The sequence below is a fragment of the Pseudomonas sp. MF08817 genome, assembly GCF_059862705.1.
Map to the genome: position 1 here is coordinate 98,553 of NZ_JCBCUY010000013.1, position 14,677 is coordinate 113,229.

11 protein-coding genes and 4 tRNA genes are annotated in these 14,677 nt (G+C 62.1%); 4 read left to right on the forward strand and 11 right to left on the reverse strand.

Annotated features, from left to right (window positions below; genetic code table 11):
* Nucleotides 1-4 precede the first annotated feature (4 nt).
* Nucleotides 5-1,423 carry a 3-isopropylmalate dehydratase large subunit gene (gene leuC, locus AC19YR_RS10310; RefSeq protein WP_500598315.1) on the reverse strand — a complete coding sequence of 473 codons (1,419 nt, stop codon included), beginning with the start codon at nucleotides 1,421-1,423 and terminating at the stop codon, nucleotides 5-7.
* Nucleotides 1,424-1,577: 154 nt separating this feature from the next.
* On the opposite strand from leuC, the gene AC19YR_RS10315 reads away from it, so the two are divergent.
* Nucleotides 1,578-2,477 (forward strand): LysR family transcriptional regulator, encoded by a 900-nt coding sequence (locus tag AC19YR_RS10315; RefSeq protein WP_500598316.1) that lies wholly within the window; start codon nucleotides 1,578-1,580, stop codon nucleotides 2,475-2,477.
* A 56-nt stretch (nucleotides 2,478-2,533) separates the two neighbouring features.
* Nucleotides 2,534-5,812 carry a PAS domain S-box protein gene (locus AC19YR_RS10320; protein WP_500598318.1) on the forward strand — a complete coding sequence of 1,093 codons (3,279 nt, stop codon included), beginning with the start codon at nucleotides 2,534-2,536 and terminating at the stop codon, nucleotides 5,810-5,812.
* A 151-nt stretch (nucleotides 5,813-5,963) separates the two neighbouring features.
* On the opposite strand, the gene AC19YR_RS10325 is transcribed toward AC19YR_RS10320, so the two are convergent.
* The 10 genes from AC19YR_RS10325 to gltX all read right to left on the reverse strand — a co-directional run bounded on the left by AC19YR_RS10325 (nucleotide 5,964) and on the right by gltX (nucleotide 11,801).
* Complete coding sequence (locus AC19YR_RS10325; protein WP_095107686.1) at nucleotides 5,964-6,410, reverse strand: Hsp20 family protein; 447 nt, start codon at nucleotides 6,408-6,410, stop codon at nucleotides 5,964-5,966.
* Nucleotides 6,411-6,526: 116 nt separating this feature from the next.
* A complete protein-coding gene (locus AC19YR_RS10330) occupies nucleotides 6,527-7,486 on the reverse strand; it encodes a tRNA dihydrouridine synthase (protein WP_500598320.1) in 960 nt (319 codons plus the stop codon).
* 31 nt (nucleotides 7,487-7,517) lie between these two features.
* Nucleotides 7,518-7,994: an acyl-CoA thioesterase gene (locus AC19YR_RS10335; protein ID WP_500598321.1), complete on the reverse strand. Its 477-nt coding sequence runs from the start codon at nucleotides 7,992-7,994 to the stop codon at nucleotides 7,518-7,520.
* A gap of 49 nt (nucleotides 7,995-8,043) precedes the next feature.
* Nucleotides 8,044-8,877 carry an alpha/beta fold hydrolase gene (locus AC19YR_RS10340; protein WP_500598323.1) on the reverse strand — a complete coding sequence of 278 codons (834 nt, stop codon included), beginning with the start codon at nucleotides 8,875-8,877 and terminating at the stop codon, nucleotides 8,044-8,046.
* 29 nt (nucleotides 8,878-8,906) lie between these two features.
* The gene (locus tag AC19YR_RS10345) at nucleotides 8,907-9,446 is read right to left on the reverse strand and encodes a TetR/AcrR family transcriptional regulator (protein ID WP_500598325.1); all 540 of its coding nucleotides are present in this window, start codon (nucleotides 9,444-9,446) and stop codon (nucleotides 8,907-8,909) included.
* 179 nt (nucleotides 9,447-9,625) lie between these two features.
* A tRNA-Glu gene (locus tag AC19YR_RS10350) sits at nucleotides 9,626-9,701 on the reverse strand.
* A 79-nt stretch (nucleotides 9,702-9,780) separates the two neighbouring features.
* Nucleotides 9,781-9,856 (reverse strand) — tRNA-Ala (locus AC19YR_RS10355).
* Between the two features lie 53 nt (nucleotides 9,857-9,909).
* Nucleotides 9,910-9,985, reverse strand: a tRNA-Glu gene (locus AC19YR_RS10360).
* Between the two features lie 78 nt (nucleotides 9,986-10,063).
* A tRNA-Ala gene (locus AC19YR_RS10365) sits at nucleotides 10,064-10,139 on the reverse strand.
* A 180-nt stretch (nucleotides 10,140-10,319) separates the two neighbouring features.
* Complete coding sequence (gltX, locus tag AC19YR_RS10370) at nucleotides 10,320-11,801, reverse strand: glutamate--tRNA ligase (RefSeq protein WP_095107681.1); 1,482 nt, start codon at nucleotides 11,799-11,801, stop codon at nucleotides 10,320-10,322.
* 232 nt (nucleotides 11,802-12,033) lie between these two features.
* Here gltX and AC19YR_RS10375 point away from each other — a divergent pair, with 232 nt between their 5' ends.
* Both AC19YR_RS10375 and AC19YR_RS10380 read left to right on the forward strand, forming a co-directional pair.
* Nucleotides 12,034-13,083: an HlyD family secretion protein gene (locus AC19YR_RS10375; protein WP_500598327.1), complete on the forward strand. Its 1,050-nt coding sequence runs from the start codon at nucleotides 12,034-12,036 to the stop codon at nucleotides 13,081-13,083.
* Entirely contained in the window at nucleotides 13,073-14,623 is a 1,551-nt protein-coding gene (locus AC19YR_RS10380; RefSeq protein ID WP_095107679.1) for an MDR family MFS transporter, read from the forward strand. Before AC19YR_RS10375 ends, AC19YR_RS10380 begins: the two co-directional genes overlap by 11 nt.
* The last annotated feature ends 54 nt before the right edge of the window (nucleotides 14,624-14,677 follow it).

Here is a 14,677-nt window from a genome sequence, read left to right on the forward strand (position 1 = left end):
CTCCTCAGATCAATTCACGAACGTCGATGAAACGACCGTTCACTGCCGCCGCCGCGGCCATGGCCGGGCTGACGAGGTGGGTGCGGCCACCGGCGCCTTGGCGCCCCTCGAAGTTGCGGTTGGAGGTCGAGGCGCAATGCTCGCCTGATTCCAAGCGGTCCGGGTTCATCGCCAGGCACATGGAGCAACCCGGCTCGCGCCATTCAAAACCGGCGTCGAGGAAAATCTTGTCCAGGCCTTCGGCTTCGGCCTGGGCCTTCACCAAGCCGGAACCCGGGACCACGATGGCCTGCTTGATGGTGGACGCCACTTTGCGGCCCTTGGCGATGACCGCTGCGGCGCGCAAGTCTTCGATCCGCGAGTTGGTGCACGAACCGATGAACACGCGATCGAGCTGGATATCGGTGATCGCCTGGTTGGCCGACAGGCCCATGTACTTCAAGGCGCGCTCGATGGAACCGCGCTTGACCAGGTCCGGTTCGCGGGCTGGATCGGGCACGTTCTGGTCCACTGCCAACACCATCTCCGGCGAGGTGCCCCAACTGACTTGCGGCTTGATCTGCGTTGCGTCGAGTTCGACCACCGTGTCGAACACCGCATCGGCGTCAGACACCAGGTCTTTCCAGGCTTCTACCGCCAGGTCCCATTCCGCGCCCTTGGGCGAGAACGGGCGGTCCTTGACGTAGGCCACGGTTTTTTCGTCCGCCGCCACCAGGCCCACGCGGGCACCGGCCTCAATGGACATGTTGCAGATGGTCATGCGGCCTTCGACCGACAGGTCGCGAATCGCGCGGCCGGCGAACTCGATGGCGTGGCCATTGCCGCCGGCGGTGCCGATCTTGCCGATCACCGCGAGGACAATGTCCTTGGCGGTGACGCCGAACGGCAATTGCCCTTCGACGCGCACCAGCATGTTCTTCATCTTTTTGGCCACCAGGCACTGGGTAGCGAACACATGCTCCACCTCGGAGGTGCCGATGCCGTGGGCCAGCGCACCGAAGGCGCCGTGGGTGGAGGTGTGGGAGTCACCGCAGACCACGGTCATACCCGGCAAGGTTGCGCCCTGCTCCGGGCCGATGACGTGGACGATGCCCTGGCGCACGTCGTTCATCTTGAACTCGGTGATGCCGTACTCGTCGCAGTAGTCGTCCAGGGTCTGCACTTGCAGGCGCGACACCTGGTCGGTAATGGCCTCGATCCCGCCCTTGCGGTCCGGGGTGGTCGGCACGTTGTGGTCGGGGGTGGCGATGATCGAGTCAACGCGCCAAGGCTTGCGCCCGGCCAGGCGCAGGCCTTCGAAAGCTTGGGGCGAGGTCACTTCGTGGATGATGTGACGATCGATGTAGATCAGCGACGAACCGTCGTCGCGTCGTTTCACTTCGTGGGAATCCCAGAGCTTGTCGTAAAGCGTCTTGCCAGCCATCAGACGGTCCTCATCAGCGCGTATCTATCTTCTATGCCCCGGGCCTTGAAGCGGCTCAATAACCCTTTGGCTTGTGAGGTCGATCCTATGGCGTTACATTGAATAACTCAAATTCATATTTTTTATGCTTTGGATAACCATCTGGAATACAACCATGGACCTGGCCAACCTCAATGCCTTCATCGCCATCGCCGAAACCGGCAGCTTCTCCGGCGCCGGCGAACACCTGCACCTGACCCAACCGGCCATCAGCAAACGCATCGCAGGCCTTGAGCAGCAATTGAATGTGCGCCTGTTCGATCGCCTGGGCCGCGAAGTGAGCCTGACCGAAGCCGGGCGCGCCTTGCTGCCACGGGCCTACCAGATCCTCAATGTGCTGGACGACACCCGCCGCGCCCTGACCAACCTGACCGGCGAAGTGACCGGGCGCCTGACCTTGGCCACCAGCCATCACATCGGCCTGCATCGCTTGCCACCCTTGCTGCGGGCCTTCACCCGGCAATACCCACAGGTGGCACTGGATATTCAGTTTCTCGATTCGGAAGTGGCCTACGAGGAAATTCTCCACGGCCGTGCGGAACTGGCGGTCATCACCCTGGCCCCGGAGCCTCACTCGCTGGTGCGCGCCACGCCGGTGTGGGACGACCCACTGGATTTCGTCGCTGCCCCCGAGCACTCGCTGGCGAGCAACGGTGCGGTCAGCCTGACGGATATCGCCTCGCACCCGGCGGTGTTTCCCGGCGGCAACACCTTTACCCACCATATTGTCCATCGCCTGTTTGAAACCCAGGGCTTGACGCCGAACATCGCCATGAGCACTAACTATCTGGAAACCATAAAAATGATGGTCTCCATTGGCTTGGCCTGGAGTGTGCTGCCGCGGACCATGCTGGACGACCAAGTGGCGCGCATTCCGTTGCCGGGCATACAGCTTACGCGCCAGCTAGGCTATATCCTGCACACCGAAAGGACGCTGTCGAATGCTGCGCGGGCTTTCATGGCCTTACTGGATGCCCAGATCGATCTGCCACGCAAGCCGGCATCCATCGCCTGAGCCATGCCCTGAAACCCTTGCGCTAAACGCTTTATTCAGCCTAAGGCCTGCTCTCAATGCACACACCCGCTGACCGTGTTCCGCCCATGCCACGCATCCAGGCCCTCGACCCGCATACCTCGGAGCAGAGCTGGGAAAGTGCGCCGCAGTTGCTCGCCGCGCTCAATGGCGCCCGCTTGGGCGCCTGGTATTGGGACATCGAGAGTGGGCAGATCAGTTGGTCGCGGGGCACCCAGGCGCTGTTCGGCTTCGACCCCAAGCAACCTTTACCGGCCGACCTTAACTACCTGGACCTGCTCCCCCCGCAGGATCGCGCCAAAACCCTGCGCGCCATTCACGCCGTGCTGGCCGGCGCGCCGCTGGAGCAAGCCATGCACCACCGCATCTGCTGGCCGGACGGCAGCCTGCACTGGCTGGAAATCAACGGCAGCCTGCTCCCGGATAAAAACGGCAAACCGCGCATGATCGGCGTGATCCGCGAAGTCACCCACCAACGCCAACGCGAACAGGCCTTGAGCAGCTCGGAAAAGCGTTTCGCGACCCTGTTCCAACTGTCCCCCAACATGGTGCTGCTGACCCGCCAGGAAGACGGCCTGATAAGCGAAGCCAACCAGTATTTCGAGAGCCTGTTCGGCTGGCCCGCCAAGGATGTGATTGGCCGCACGACCCTGGAACTGGGCCTGTGGGTCCATCCCGAACAACGCGCGCACCTGATCCACGCTACCCACGCCAAGGGCGAGCTGGTCAGCATGGAAGTGCAGTTCCGCGCCCGCAGCGGGCAACTGCACGACGGCATCCTCAGTGCGCAAAAAGTCGAGTTGGAAGGCCAGCCTTACCTGCTCAGTACCTTTCTCGACACCAGCGAACGCAAGAACGCCGAGCACGCCCTCAAGGACAGCCAGGAACGCTTGGACCTGGCCCTGGAATCGGCGCAATTGGGCACCTGGGACTGGCACATTCCCAGCGGCATGCTCTACGGTTCGGCCCGCGCCGCGCAGTTGCATGGCCTGGACCCGATCCCCTTCCACGAATCCTTCGACGCCTTTTTCGAGGGCGTGCCCGGCGAAGAACGCGACAGCATGCGCAACGCCTATCGCAGCCTACGCGAGGGCCCGGCCGGCAACTACCAACTGACCTACCGCGTGCAACTGGCCGACGGCAGCTCGCGCTACCTGGAAAGCCGCGCCCGCCTCTACCGCGACGAACACGGCGCGCCGCTGCGCATGGCGGGCACCCTGCTGGACATCACCGACCAGGTCGAGCGCGAACAACGCCTGGTGGCTTCCGAGGAGAAATTCGCCAGCCTGTTCCAGGTCAGCCCGGACCCGATTTGCGTCACCCGCCAGGACACCGGCCAATTCATCGAAATCAACTCCGCGTTCACCCAGACCTTCGGCTGGACCGCCGCCGACGTGATGGCACGCAGCGCCGACCAGATCGGCCTGTGGGACAACACCGGGCAACGTCAGCAACGCATCGAGCAAGTGATCCGCGAGCAAGCACTGACCAATGTCGCCATTGTCGTTCACCACAAGGACGGCCGGGCCCTGACGTGCGTGATCTCCAGCCGCCAGATCAGCGTCGGTAACCAGCCGTGCAGTGTCACCACCCTGCGCGACATCACCCAGCAACAACGCTCCGAAGCCGCGCTCAAGGCCAGCGAAGAGAAATTCGCCAAGGCTTTTCACTCCAGCCCCGACGCCATCACCATTACCGAGCGCGACAGCGGCCGCTACCTGGAAGTCAACGATGGCTTCTGCCGCCTCACCGGCTACCGCGCCGACGAGGTGATCGGCCGTACCGCTTACCAAGTGGGTATCTGGGCGGAAGAAAAACAACGCGCCGACCTGTTGGCAGAACTACGGGCCAAGGGCCGGGTACATCATCAGGAGATGCTCGGGCGCAACAAGCGCGGCGAACCCCTTATCGTGGAAGTCTCGGTGGAGCCCATCACTCTCAATGAGGTGCCGTGCCTGCTACTGACCGCGCGGGACGTCAGCCTGTTGAAGAATGCCGAAGCGCAGATCCGCCACCTGGCCTACCACGACCCGCTGACCAACCTGCCCAACCGCGCCCTGCTGATGGATCGCCTGAGCCAGCAGATCGCCCTGCTCAAGCGCCATAACCTGCGCGGCGCCCTGCTGTTCCTCGACCTGGACCACTTCAAGCACATCAACGATTCCCTCGGCCACCCGGTGGGCGACACCGTGCTGAAAATCGTCACCGCGCGCCTGGAAGCCAGCGTGCGCATGGAAGACACTGTGGCGCGCTTAGGGGGAGACGAGTTCGTGGTGCTGCTCAGTGGCCTGGAAGGTTCACGCGGCGAGGTCAGCGCCCAGGTGCGGCAAGTGGCCGACACCCTGCGCGAATTGCTGTCTGAGCCTATGTTCCTTGACGGTCAGCGCCTACAGGTCACCCCCAGCATCGGTATCGCCCTGATCCCCGACCACGGCTCCACCCCGGCCGACCTGCTCAAACGCGCCGACATCGCCCTGTACCGCGCCAAAGATTCGGGGCGCAACACCACGCAGATGTTCCACACCACCATGCAAAAAGCCGCCAGCGAACGCCTGCGCATGGAAACCGACCTGCGCCTGGCCCTGGCCCGGGGCGAATTCAGCCTGCACTACCAGCCGCAGATAGACGCCCGCGGCCACCGCATCGTCGGCGCCGAAGCCCTGCTGCGCTGGCAACACCCACAACTGGGCGCGCAGTCGCCGAGCGAATTCATCAAGGTCCTGGAAGACAGCGGCCTGATCCTCGAAGTCGGCACCTGGATCCTCGACGAGGCCTGCCGGGACTTCCGCCACCTAATCGACCAACACCTGATCGACCCACAGGATTTCAGCCTGTGCGTGAACATCAGCCCGCGCCAGTTCCGCCAGAACGACTTTGTCGAACGCATCGAACACAGCCTGCGCAGCCACCAATTGCCCTTCGGCCTGCTGAAACTGGAAATCACCGAAGGCATCGTGATCCAGAACCTGGACGACACCATCAACAAAATGCGCCGCTTGAAAAAACTGGGCGTCAGCTTTGCCATGGACGACTTCGGCACCGGTTACTCCTCCCTGACCTACCTCAAGCGCCTGCCGGTGGACGCGCTGAAAATCGACCAGTCCTTCGTGCGCGATGCCACCCACGACCCCAACGACGCAGAAATCATCCGCGCCATCGTCGCCATGGCCCTGAGCCTGCACCTGGCGGTGATCGCCGAAGGCGTGGAAACCCAGGAACAACTGGACTTCCTCCAGGGCCTGGGCTGTCACCTCTACCAAGGCTACCTGCACAGCCGGCCGCTGCCGTTGGCGGCGTTTGAGTTGTTGCTCAAGTAAGGGCGTCATGGGCTACACCGCCCCCAATGGATCAGGGTGGGCTCATCGACATGTATCCGACTGCACCCTGGTGAACGAGGGCCCAAAAAAATGCCAGCCAGCTTACTCGCTGACTGGCATTACGCTAACGACGCCCTTTATGGGCTTGGGCTTAGTGCTGCAGCGCCCGGTTTTGCGCGCCATTGATGGGGATGCGCTTGGCTTTGGCTTCTTCCGGCACGACGCGCAGCAAGTCGATGCTCAACAGACCGTTGCTCAGGTCGGCCGCCTTGATCTCGATGTGGTCGGCCAGGCGGAACGACAGTTTGAACGCACGCTGGGCGATGCCTTGGTGCAGGTAGGTGACATCTTCGTTGGCGTCACGCTTGCCACCACTGACGGTCAGTACGCCTTTTTCGACTTGCAGCTCCAAGTCTTGCTCCTGGAAGCCTGCGGCAGCGATCACGATGCGGTATTGGTCGTCACCGTGTTTTTCCACGTTGTAGGGTGGGTAGCTGCTGCCGGGCTCGTTGCGCAAAGCGGTCTCGAACAGGTCGTTGAAGCGATCGAAACCCACCGAGGAACGAAACAGGGGGGCCAGGGAAAATGCAGTACTCATGGTTCAAGTCTCCTGAAATATCAGCAAGGTTTTTAGCAGGGCGACCCGACTTCGGCATCGCCTAACCCCTAGATAAGGACCACTGATGGCATTTCAAGCGTCTTTTTTTATTTTTTTCAGGCCGCCTTGGGCACCGGTAAACCGAGCAGACGCGAGACCTGATCGAGCTCGGTTTCGCGCCGCAATAGGGTGAACAATGCCACTGCCTCGGGGTAGTTACGGGTCAGCATCGCCAGCCACTGCTTGAGGCGCCCCGGCGATTGGCGCGCAGTCATCTGCGCCTTGGCTTGCAGCCAGAAGTCCTGGAGCAGCGGCAAGAGTTCGGCCCAGGTCATCTCGACCACTTCTTCGCCGGCCCGCGCCGCCGCGATTTGCCGCGCCAGGTCCGGGCGCGAGACCAGGCCACGGCCCAGCATGATGTCCTCCACGCCGCTGATTTCGCGGCAGCGGCGCCAGTCCTCGACGCTCCAGATATCGCCATTGGCGAACACCGGCACCTTGACCACCTCCTGCACGCGGGGAATCCACTCCCAGTGGGCGGGCGGCTTGTAGCCGTCGGTCTTGGTCCGCGCGTGCACCACGATATGCTCGGCCCCGCCCTCGGCCAGCGCAGTGGCGCAGACCAGGGAACCGTCCGGGCTGTCAAAACCCAGGCGCATCTTGGCGGTCACCGGGATATGGGGCGGCACCGAGCGACGCACCTGCTCGACGATGCGGTTGAGCAATTCCGGCTCCTTGAGCAGCACCGCGCCACCCCGGGACTTGTTGACAGTCTTGGCCGGGCAGCCAAAGTTCAGGTCGATCACCTCGCTACCCAACTCGCACGCCAACGCGGCGTTTTCCGCCAGGCACACCGGGTCGGAGCCGAGCAACTGTACGCGCAACGGCACGCCCGAAGCGGTCTTGGCGCCGTTCAGCAGTTCCGGTCCGAATTTGTGGAAGTAGGCGGGGGTGAGCAACTGGTCGTTGATCCGGATGAACTCGGTCACGCACCAGTCGATGCCGCCGACCCGGGTCAAGACATCGCGCAGGATGTTGTCGACCAACCCCTCCATGGGCGCTAAAGCAATTTGCATGGAAAACACTCAACGAAAAACGTGCGGCAGTTTACGGGTTTCGGCGCATGGCGGGTATTTCCCCGGACGGGACGGCCTCATCCCGCACGGCCGGGCCATAGCCTGCGATGAACTCGGCAGGCATGCGCTTGGGCTTGCCCGTGGACAATTCGATGCAGACAAAAGTGGTTTGTGCCCGCAGCAGGGTCGCGTTGTCACGCGGGCGCACCAGTTGGAAACGCCGGGTCATTTTCAGGCGCTGATCCCAGTCGATGATCCAGGTGGCCAGTTGCAGCTCATCGTCTTCATAGGCTGCGGCGAGGTAGTCGATCTCATGGCGCACCACCGCCATGGCACGGTCCAGACGCCGATACTCCACCAGGTCCAGCCCCAGGCGTTGGGAATGGCGCCAGGCGCAACGTTCGAGCCACGTCACGTAAACGGCGTTGTTGGCATGCCCGAGGCCGTCAATGTCCTCGGCGGCCACCTGTAGGTCAATGATAAAAGGCGTTGCCAGATCCCAGCCCATGGGTCACTCCCCGGTCGATTCAATTGGACCGGGGCAGTGTACCGGATGCTCAGGCCGATTGGCGTTCGGCCGTGTTGCGGTTGGCCAGCAGGGCCAGCACGCCCTCGATCAGCCGCGGATCGGCCAACACGCGCTGATGGCCCCCTTCGGGCAGGCGTAGCAACCGGCTGTCAAACCAGGCCTCGTGGATCAACTGCGACTCGGCCACCGGGACGAACAGGTCATCTTCGGCGTGCACGATCAGCCCGGGCATGGCCAATTGGTAGTGCGCCACGTCCAGCTTCGCGGCGGGGACGCCCACATCCCGCTCCACATGGCGGATAAACGCCGAACGCGCCTTGGGTGGCAAGCCGACATAGCGGGCAAAACCACGCAGCACTGCAAGAATCCGCGCCGGCGCGGAAATACACACCAGGGTTTGCGTGCGCAGGCCCAATTGCGCCGCGAGCATGGCGCTGGCACCTCCCATCGAGTGACCGATCACCGCTTGCAGCGGCGGCAACTCGGCAGAGGCCTCGACTATGGCGCGGGCAAACAGCATCACGTTAGCTTCATGGCCGGGCGAACGGCCGTGGGCCGGGCCGTCCAGCGCGACAACCGAATACCCGGCCGCGACCAGCGCATCGATCAGGCTGGCGAACTGGGTCGGCCGCCCTTCCCAGCCGTGCATCAACAACACCGTAGGCCCTTCCCCCCAGCGCAGGGCCGACAGCCCGAAGCGCAAGGTGATCCGCTCGGCACTCGCCAGCAGCGGCAGCTCCCAGTCACGGGGTGGCATGTCCCGGGGCTTCATGAACGCCAGGCGCATTTTCTTCGCCATAAACCCCGGAGCGAACCAACCCAGGGTGCTGTTAACGCCTCTAACCCAGCTCAACGTGCTCATTGCTCACATCCTCAGGCTGACCCTTGAAATCACACCACCGCCGATTTGGCGGCCCGCAGCATCCGATCGGATAACTCCCCCGGCCCCAAAGCACGCGCCAGAGCCAAGCCGCCTACCATCAGCGCGATATCGGCCAAGGCCTTGTCGGTGTCTTCCGGGCTGTCCGCCAATTGCGCCAGCATCAACTCCATGTGTTCGGCCAAGGCTTGGCGAAAGTCATCCGGCAAGCGTCCCATTTCACCGATGGAGGCTGGAATCGGGCAGGCATGCTCGGCGCTGTCGCGGTGCTTGCGCGACAGGTAGAACGCAGCCACCAACGCGCGACGCTCTTCACCGCTGAGGCCGGCATCGAGCTGGGCGATCAGCGCACGGCGCTGGGCGAGCAACTGGGTGAACGCCTCCAGCATCAACGCGTCCTTGCTTTCAAAGTGCGCGTAGAAGCCACCCACGGTCAGCCCCGCCCCGCCCATGACCTCCCCCACGCTGGGCTCAGCCGGCCCGCGCTGCACAAGGGCGGCGCTGGCGGCTTGCAGAATGCGTTCGCGGGTATGTGCTTTTTTGTAGTTCATGACAATCTCCAAATATTACGAACGAAATATTATTCTCATAATAAAATTTCGCAAGCTTTAAATTAACCGCCAGTCAGAAGAACACAATTGAGGAAAGACAGAATCGGCGAACGCCAGACAAACAAAAGGGCCATTCAATAATTGAATGACCCTTATAAATCCCGCAGAGCGGGTAATCGTGGCGTCCCCTAGGGGACTCGAACCCCTGTTACCGCCGTGAAAGGGCGGTGTCCTAGGCCACTAGACGAAGGGGACGCAAAACCTTCTATACAACTGACCGGTGCTGAGAGCCGGTCGATTCAAGGCCGGTGTGGCCAAACCTTGAATTGTAAATTGGTGGAGCTAAGCGGGATCGAACCGCTGACCTCCTGCATGCCATGCAGGCGCTCTCCCAGCTGAGCTATAGCCCCAGATTTTTCGCCTCGCGGCGGAGCAACATCCTAAGACACTGCTTCTGTAATACTGGCGTCCCCTAGGGGACTCGAACCCCTGTTACCGCCGTGAAAGGGCGGTGTCCTAGGCCACTAGACGAAGGGGACGCAAACCCTTCTAACAACAGATCAGCGCTGAGAACTGATCGATTCAAGGTCGGTGTGGCCAGGCCTTGAACCTGTAATTGGTGGAGCTAGACGGGATCGAACCGTCGACCTCTTGCATGCCATGCAAGCGCTCTCCCAGCTGAGCTATAGCCCCTCATCGGTGAGGACGGGGCGAATCTTAAGGGCGTATCGAAAGGCTGTCAAACTTATTTTTAAAAATAATCAAAAATTTTTGCCGACATAACAATCACTTACCGCCCTCCCCTCGAAAATCCGGGGCTTAACCCACTCCTGCGACCGCCGCCCATGTCGGTGTCGGCGGCCGCACACCGCTTCAGGCAATCGCGCCCAACAGTTTTTCCCACTCTTTGTTTTCTTTCTTCGACACGCCACCGAGTAAATCAATGGCCTGGCGCAGACGGAAACGGGTCAAATCCGGGCCGAGGATTTCCATGGCATCGAGCACCGACACCGAACTGGCCTGCCCGGTAATGGCGGCGAACATCAGCGGCATGGCGTCGCGCAGTTTCAATTCCAGGGATTCGACCACAGCCTGAATGGTCGCGGTGATGCTGTCCTTCTCCCACTGACGCAGGCTTTCCAGTTTCCACAGGATCAACTGCATCAACTGGCGCACTTGGTCGCCGGACAGCTTCTTGGACTCGAACAGCTTCGCATCCGGGTTGACCCCGCCAGCGAAGAAGAACCCCGCCAACGGCGCGATCTGGCTGAAGGTTTCGACCCGGCCCTGTACGTGAGGGGCGATTTTCATCATGTATTCAGGGTTCAGCGCCCAGTTCTGTACGCGGCTGGCGAACTCTTGCACCGGCAGGTCGCGCAGCCACTGGCCGTTGAGCCACGACAGTTTCTCGACGTCGAAGATCGGCCCGCCCAGGGACACACGCTTAAGGTCGAAATGATCGACCATCTCCTGCAACGAGAACTTCTCGCGCTCGTCCGGCATCGACCAGCCCATGCGGCCCAGGTAGTTGAGCATCGCCTCAGGCATGAAACCCATGCGCTCGTAGAAGGTCACCGAGGTCGGGTTCTTGCGCTTGGACAGCTTGCTCTTATCCGGGTTACGCAGCAGCGGCATGTAGCACAGTTCCGGTTGGTCCCAGCCGAAGTACTCGTACAAGAGGATCAGCTTGGGCGCCGACGGCAGCCACTCTTCGCCGCGCAGCACGTGGGTGATGCCCATTAGGTGGTCATCCACCACGTTGGCCAGGAAGTAGGTCGGCAAGCCGTCGGTCTTCATCAACACCTGCATGTCCATGCGATCCCACGGGATCTCGACATCGCCGCGCAGCATGTCCGGCACCACGCAGACGCCCTCGCTCGGTACTTTCATGCGGATCACGTGGGGCTCGCCGGCCGCCAGGCGCCGGGCCACTTCTTCGGCCGGCAGCAGCAAGGCACGGCCGTCATAGCGTGGTGTTTCACCGCGCGCCATCTGCTCGGCACGCATCTGGTCAAGCTCTTCGGCGGTGCAAAAGCACGGGAACGCGTGGCCCATCTCCACCAGTTGCTGGGTGTACTGCTTGTAGATGTCGCCGCGCTCGCTCTGCCGGTAAGGGCCGTGTGGGCCGCCCACGTCCGGGCCTTCGCTCCAGTTGATGCCCAGCCAGCGCAAGGCATCGAAAATCTGCTGCTCGGACTCACGGGTCGAACGCAACTGATCGGTATCTTCGATACGCAGGATGAACTCGCCGCCGTGCTGCTTGGCGAAGCAGTAGTTGAACAAAGCGATGTAGGCGGTGCCGACGTGGGGATCGCCGGTGGGCGATGGCGCGATGCGAGTGCGGACGGTGGTCATGGCATGTCTCGAAAAGAATATAAAAAGCGGAGATGAAACAAGGGCCGAATGGTAACAGGCCAACGTAACCGCGCTCCAGTGAACAGGGCATTTAAGCCAAGGTTGGGCCTGCAATTCACCGCCAGAGCCCTGAATGACTGAATATCAGCGCAGGGCATTTACCACTGGTCGGCTATCTGCCAGATTCGCCGCCTGTTAAATTTACTTACACTTTTTCGATTACAGCCTGCCCATGCCTGCCCAACTCAAGCGTCGTCTGTCCATTTTCCTGTTGCTCGTCCTGCTGGTGGCCGGGGGCCTGTTCGCCCACTGGTTCTTCAAGGGGCGGTTTTTCGAGAGCACCGATAACGCCTACGTCCAAGGCGAAATCACCCGCGTGTCCAGCCAATTGGGCGCGCGTGTTGAACAAGTGCTGGTGCGCGACAACCAACATGTGGAAAAAGGCCAGTTATTGGTGCGCCTTGAAGGCGATGACTTTCAACTGGCCATCGAACGCGCCCAAGCCGCCCTCGCCACCCGCGAGGCCGAACGCTTGCAAGCACAAAGCAAACTGACCCAGCAGGCCAGCCTGATCGCCGCGAGCGAAGCGCAAGTGGCCTCCAGCCAGGCCAGCTTGGGCCGCTCGCAGATCGACCTGTCCCGGGCACAGACCTTGCGCAAACCCGGTTATGTCTCCGAGGAACGGGTGACCACCCTGTCCGCCGACAACCACATCGCCCGCTCGCAAGTGGCCAAAGCCCAAGCAGATGCCCAGGGCCAGCGCCAGCAGGTCAACGCGCTGAACGCCGAGATCAAGCGCCTCGACGCGCAAATCGCCAACGCCCGCGCCGACCTGGCCCAGGCCGAACTGAACCTGACCCGTAGCGAGATCCACTCGCCCATCAGCGGGCTGATTGGCCAGCGCGCGGCGCGCAATGGCCAGTACGTGCAGGCCGGCGCCTATTTGCTGTCGATCGTGCCCGACCAGGACATCTGGATTCAGGCCAATTTCAAAGAAACCCAAATCGGCCACATGCAGCCCGGGCAACAGGCCGAGCTGATATTCGATGCCTACGGCGACACACCAATCCAGGCCCGGGTTGACAGCCTGTTCGCCGCCTCGGGCGCGCAGTTCAGCCTGCTGCCCCCAGACAATGCCACCGGCAACTTCACCAAGGTCGTACAACGGATTCCGGTAAAACTGACTTTCGACGCCAACAACCCGCTCAAGGGCAAGATACGCCCGGGCATGTCCGTGACCGTCAAGGTGAACATCCACGACGCCCCAGCAGATGGCCGGTGATGCCCTGATCCGCCCGGTCGGCGAACCGACCCGGCGCGACTGGATCGCAGTGATGAGCGTGATGCTCGGCGCCTTTATGGCGGTGCTGGACATCCAGATCACCAACTCTTCGCTCAAGGACATCCAAGGCGCGCTGTCGGCGACCCTGGAAGAAGGCTCGTGGATTTCCACCTCCTACCTGGTGGCGGAAATCATCATGATCCCCCTCACCGCGTGGCTGGTGCAGTTACTGTCGGCGCGGCGCCTGGCGGTGTGGGTGTCGGTGGGGTTTCTCTTCGCGTCCCTGCTGTGCTCCATGGCCTGGAGCCTGGAGAGCATGATCGTATTCCGCGCCCTGCAAGGCTTCACCGGCGGCGCGCTGATCCCCCTGGCGTTCACCCTGACCCTCATCAAGCTGCCCGAGCACCACCGCGCCAAAGGCATGGCGATGTTCGCCATGACGGCCACGTTTGCGCCGTCCATAGGCCCGACCATCGGCGGCTGGCTCACGGAAAACTGGGGCTGGGAATACATCTTCTATATCAACGTGCCACCCGGCCTACTGATGATCGCCGGGTTGCTCTATGGCCTGGAAAAGAAAGCGGCGCACTGGGAGTTGCTCAAGCGCACCGACTACAGCGGCATCCTCACCCTGGGCGTGGGCCTGGGCTGCTTGCAGGTGTTCCTCGAAGAGGGCCACCGCAAGGACTGGCTGGAGTCGAGCCTGATCGTCAGCCTGGGCAGCATTGCCCTGCTCTGCCTGATCGCTTTTGTCATCATCCAGGTGTCCAAACCCCAACCGCTGATAAACCTGGGCATCCTGCGCAACCGCAACTTTGGCCTGGCAAGCATTTCCAGCCTGGGCATGGGCGTGGGGCTCTATGGCTCGATCTACCTGCTACCGCTGTACCTGGCGCAGATCCAGAACTACAACGCCCTGCAGATCGGCGAAGTCATCATGTGGATGGGCGTGCCGCAGCTGTTCCTGATCCCGCTGGTGCCCAAGCTGATGAAGTTCGTCTCGCCCAAATGGCTGTGCACCCTGGGGTTCGGCCTGTTCGGGCTGGCGAGTTTTTCTTCTGGTGTGCTCAACCCGGACTTCGCCGGGCCGCAGTTCAACCAGATCCAGATCATCCGCGCCCTCGGCCAGCCGCTGATTATGGTGACCATCTCGCTGATCGCCACTGCCTACATCCTGCCCGAGGATGCGGGGTCGGCGTCGAGCCTGTTCAACATCCTGCGCAACCTCGGCGGTGCCATCGGCATCGCCCTGCTCGCCACGTTGCTGGATGCGCGGACCAAGACCTATTTCGATTACCTGCGCGAAGCCATCGTGCCCGGCAACCCGCAAGTGGCCGAGCGCATGGCCAGCCTGACCACGACCCTGGGCAACGAAACAGCTGCTTTGGGCAAACTCAGCGAGATCGCCCACCAACAGGCGCAGATCATGGCCTACAACGATGCGTTTCACTTTGTGGGGGTTGCGTTGGGGGTCAGTATGCTGGCGATTCTGCTAACCCGGGCATTGCCGCAGGGGATCAAGGCTGGGGAGGCGCATTAACCCGAGGGGGCGGCGTGCCGGCGGCGCCCTTATCGCGAGCCTGGCCCCACAGGT

Bases quoted from the DNA above. Each gene is read 5' to 3' on its own strand.
- leuC (WP_500598315.1), bottom strand. From the start codon at position 1,423: ATGGCTGGCAAGACGCTTTACGACAAGCTCTGGGATTCCCACGAAGTG.
- AC19YR_RS10315 (WP_500598316.1), top strand. From the start codon at position 1,578: ATGGACCTGGCCAACCTCAATGCCTTCATCGCCATCGCCGAAACCGGC.
- AC19YR_RS10320 (WP_500598318.1), top strand. From the start codon at position 2,534: ATGCACACACCCGCTGACCGTGTTCCGCCCATGCCACGCATCCAGGCC.
- AC19YR_RS10325 (WP_095107686.1), bottom strand. From the start codon at position 6,410: ATGAGTACTGCATTTTCCCTGGCCCCCCTGTTTCGTTCCTCGGTGGGT.
- AC19YR_RS10330 (WP_500598320.1), bottom strand. From the start codon at position 7,486: ATGCAAATTGCTTTAGCGCCCATGGAGGGGTTGGTCGACAACATCCTG.
- AC19YR_RS10335 (WP_500598321.1), bottom strand. From the start codon at position 7,994: ATGGGCTGGGATCTGGCAACGCCTTTTATCATTGACCTACAGGTGGCC.
- AC19YR_RS10340 (WP_500598323.1), bottom strand. From the start codon at position 8,877: ATGAGCACGTTGAGCTGGGTTAGAGGCGTTAACAGCACCCTGGGTTGG.
- AC19YR_RS10345 (WP_500598325.1), bottom strand. From the start codon at position 9,446: ATGAACTACAAAAAAGCACATACCCGCGAACGCATTCTGCAAGCCGCC.
- gltX (WP_095107681.1), bottom strand. From the start codon at position 11,801: ATGACCACCGTCCGCACTCGCATCGCGCCATCGCCCACCGGCGATCCC.
- AC19YR_RS10375 (WP_500598327.1), top strand. From the start codon at position 12,034: ATGCCTGCCCAACTCAAGCGTCGTCTGTCCATTTTCCTGTTGCTCGTC.
- AC19YR_RS10380 (WP_095107679.1), top strand. From the start codon at position 13,073: ATGGCCGGTGATGCCCTGATCCGCCCGGTCGGCGAACCGACCCGGCGC.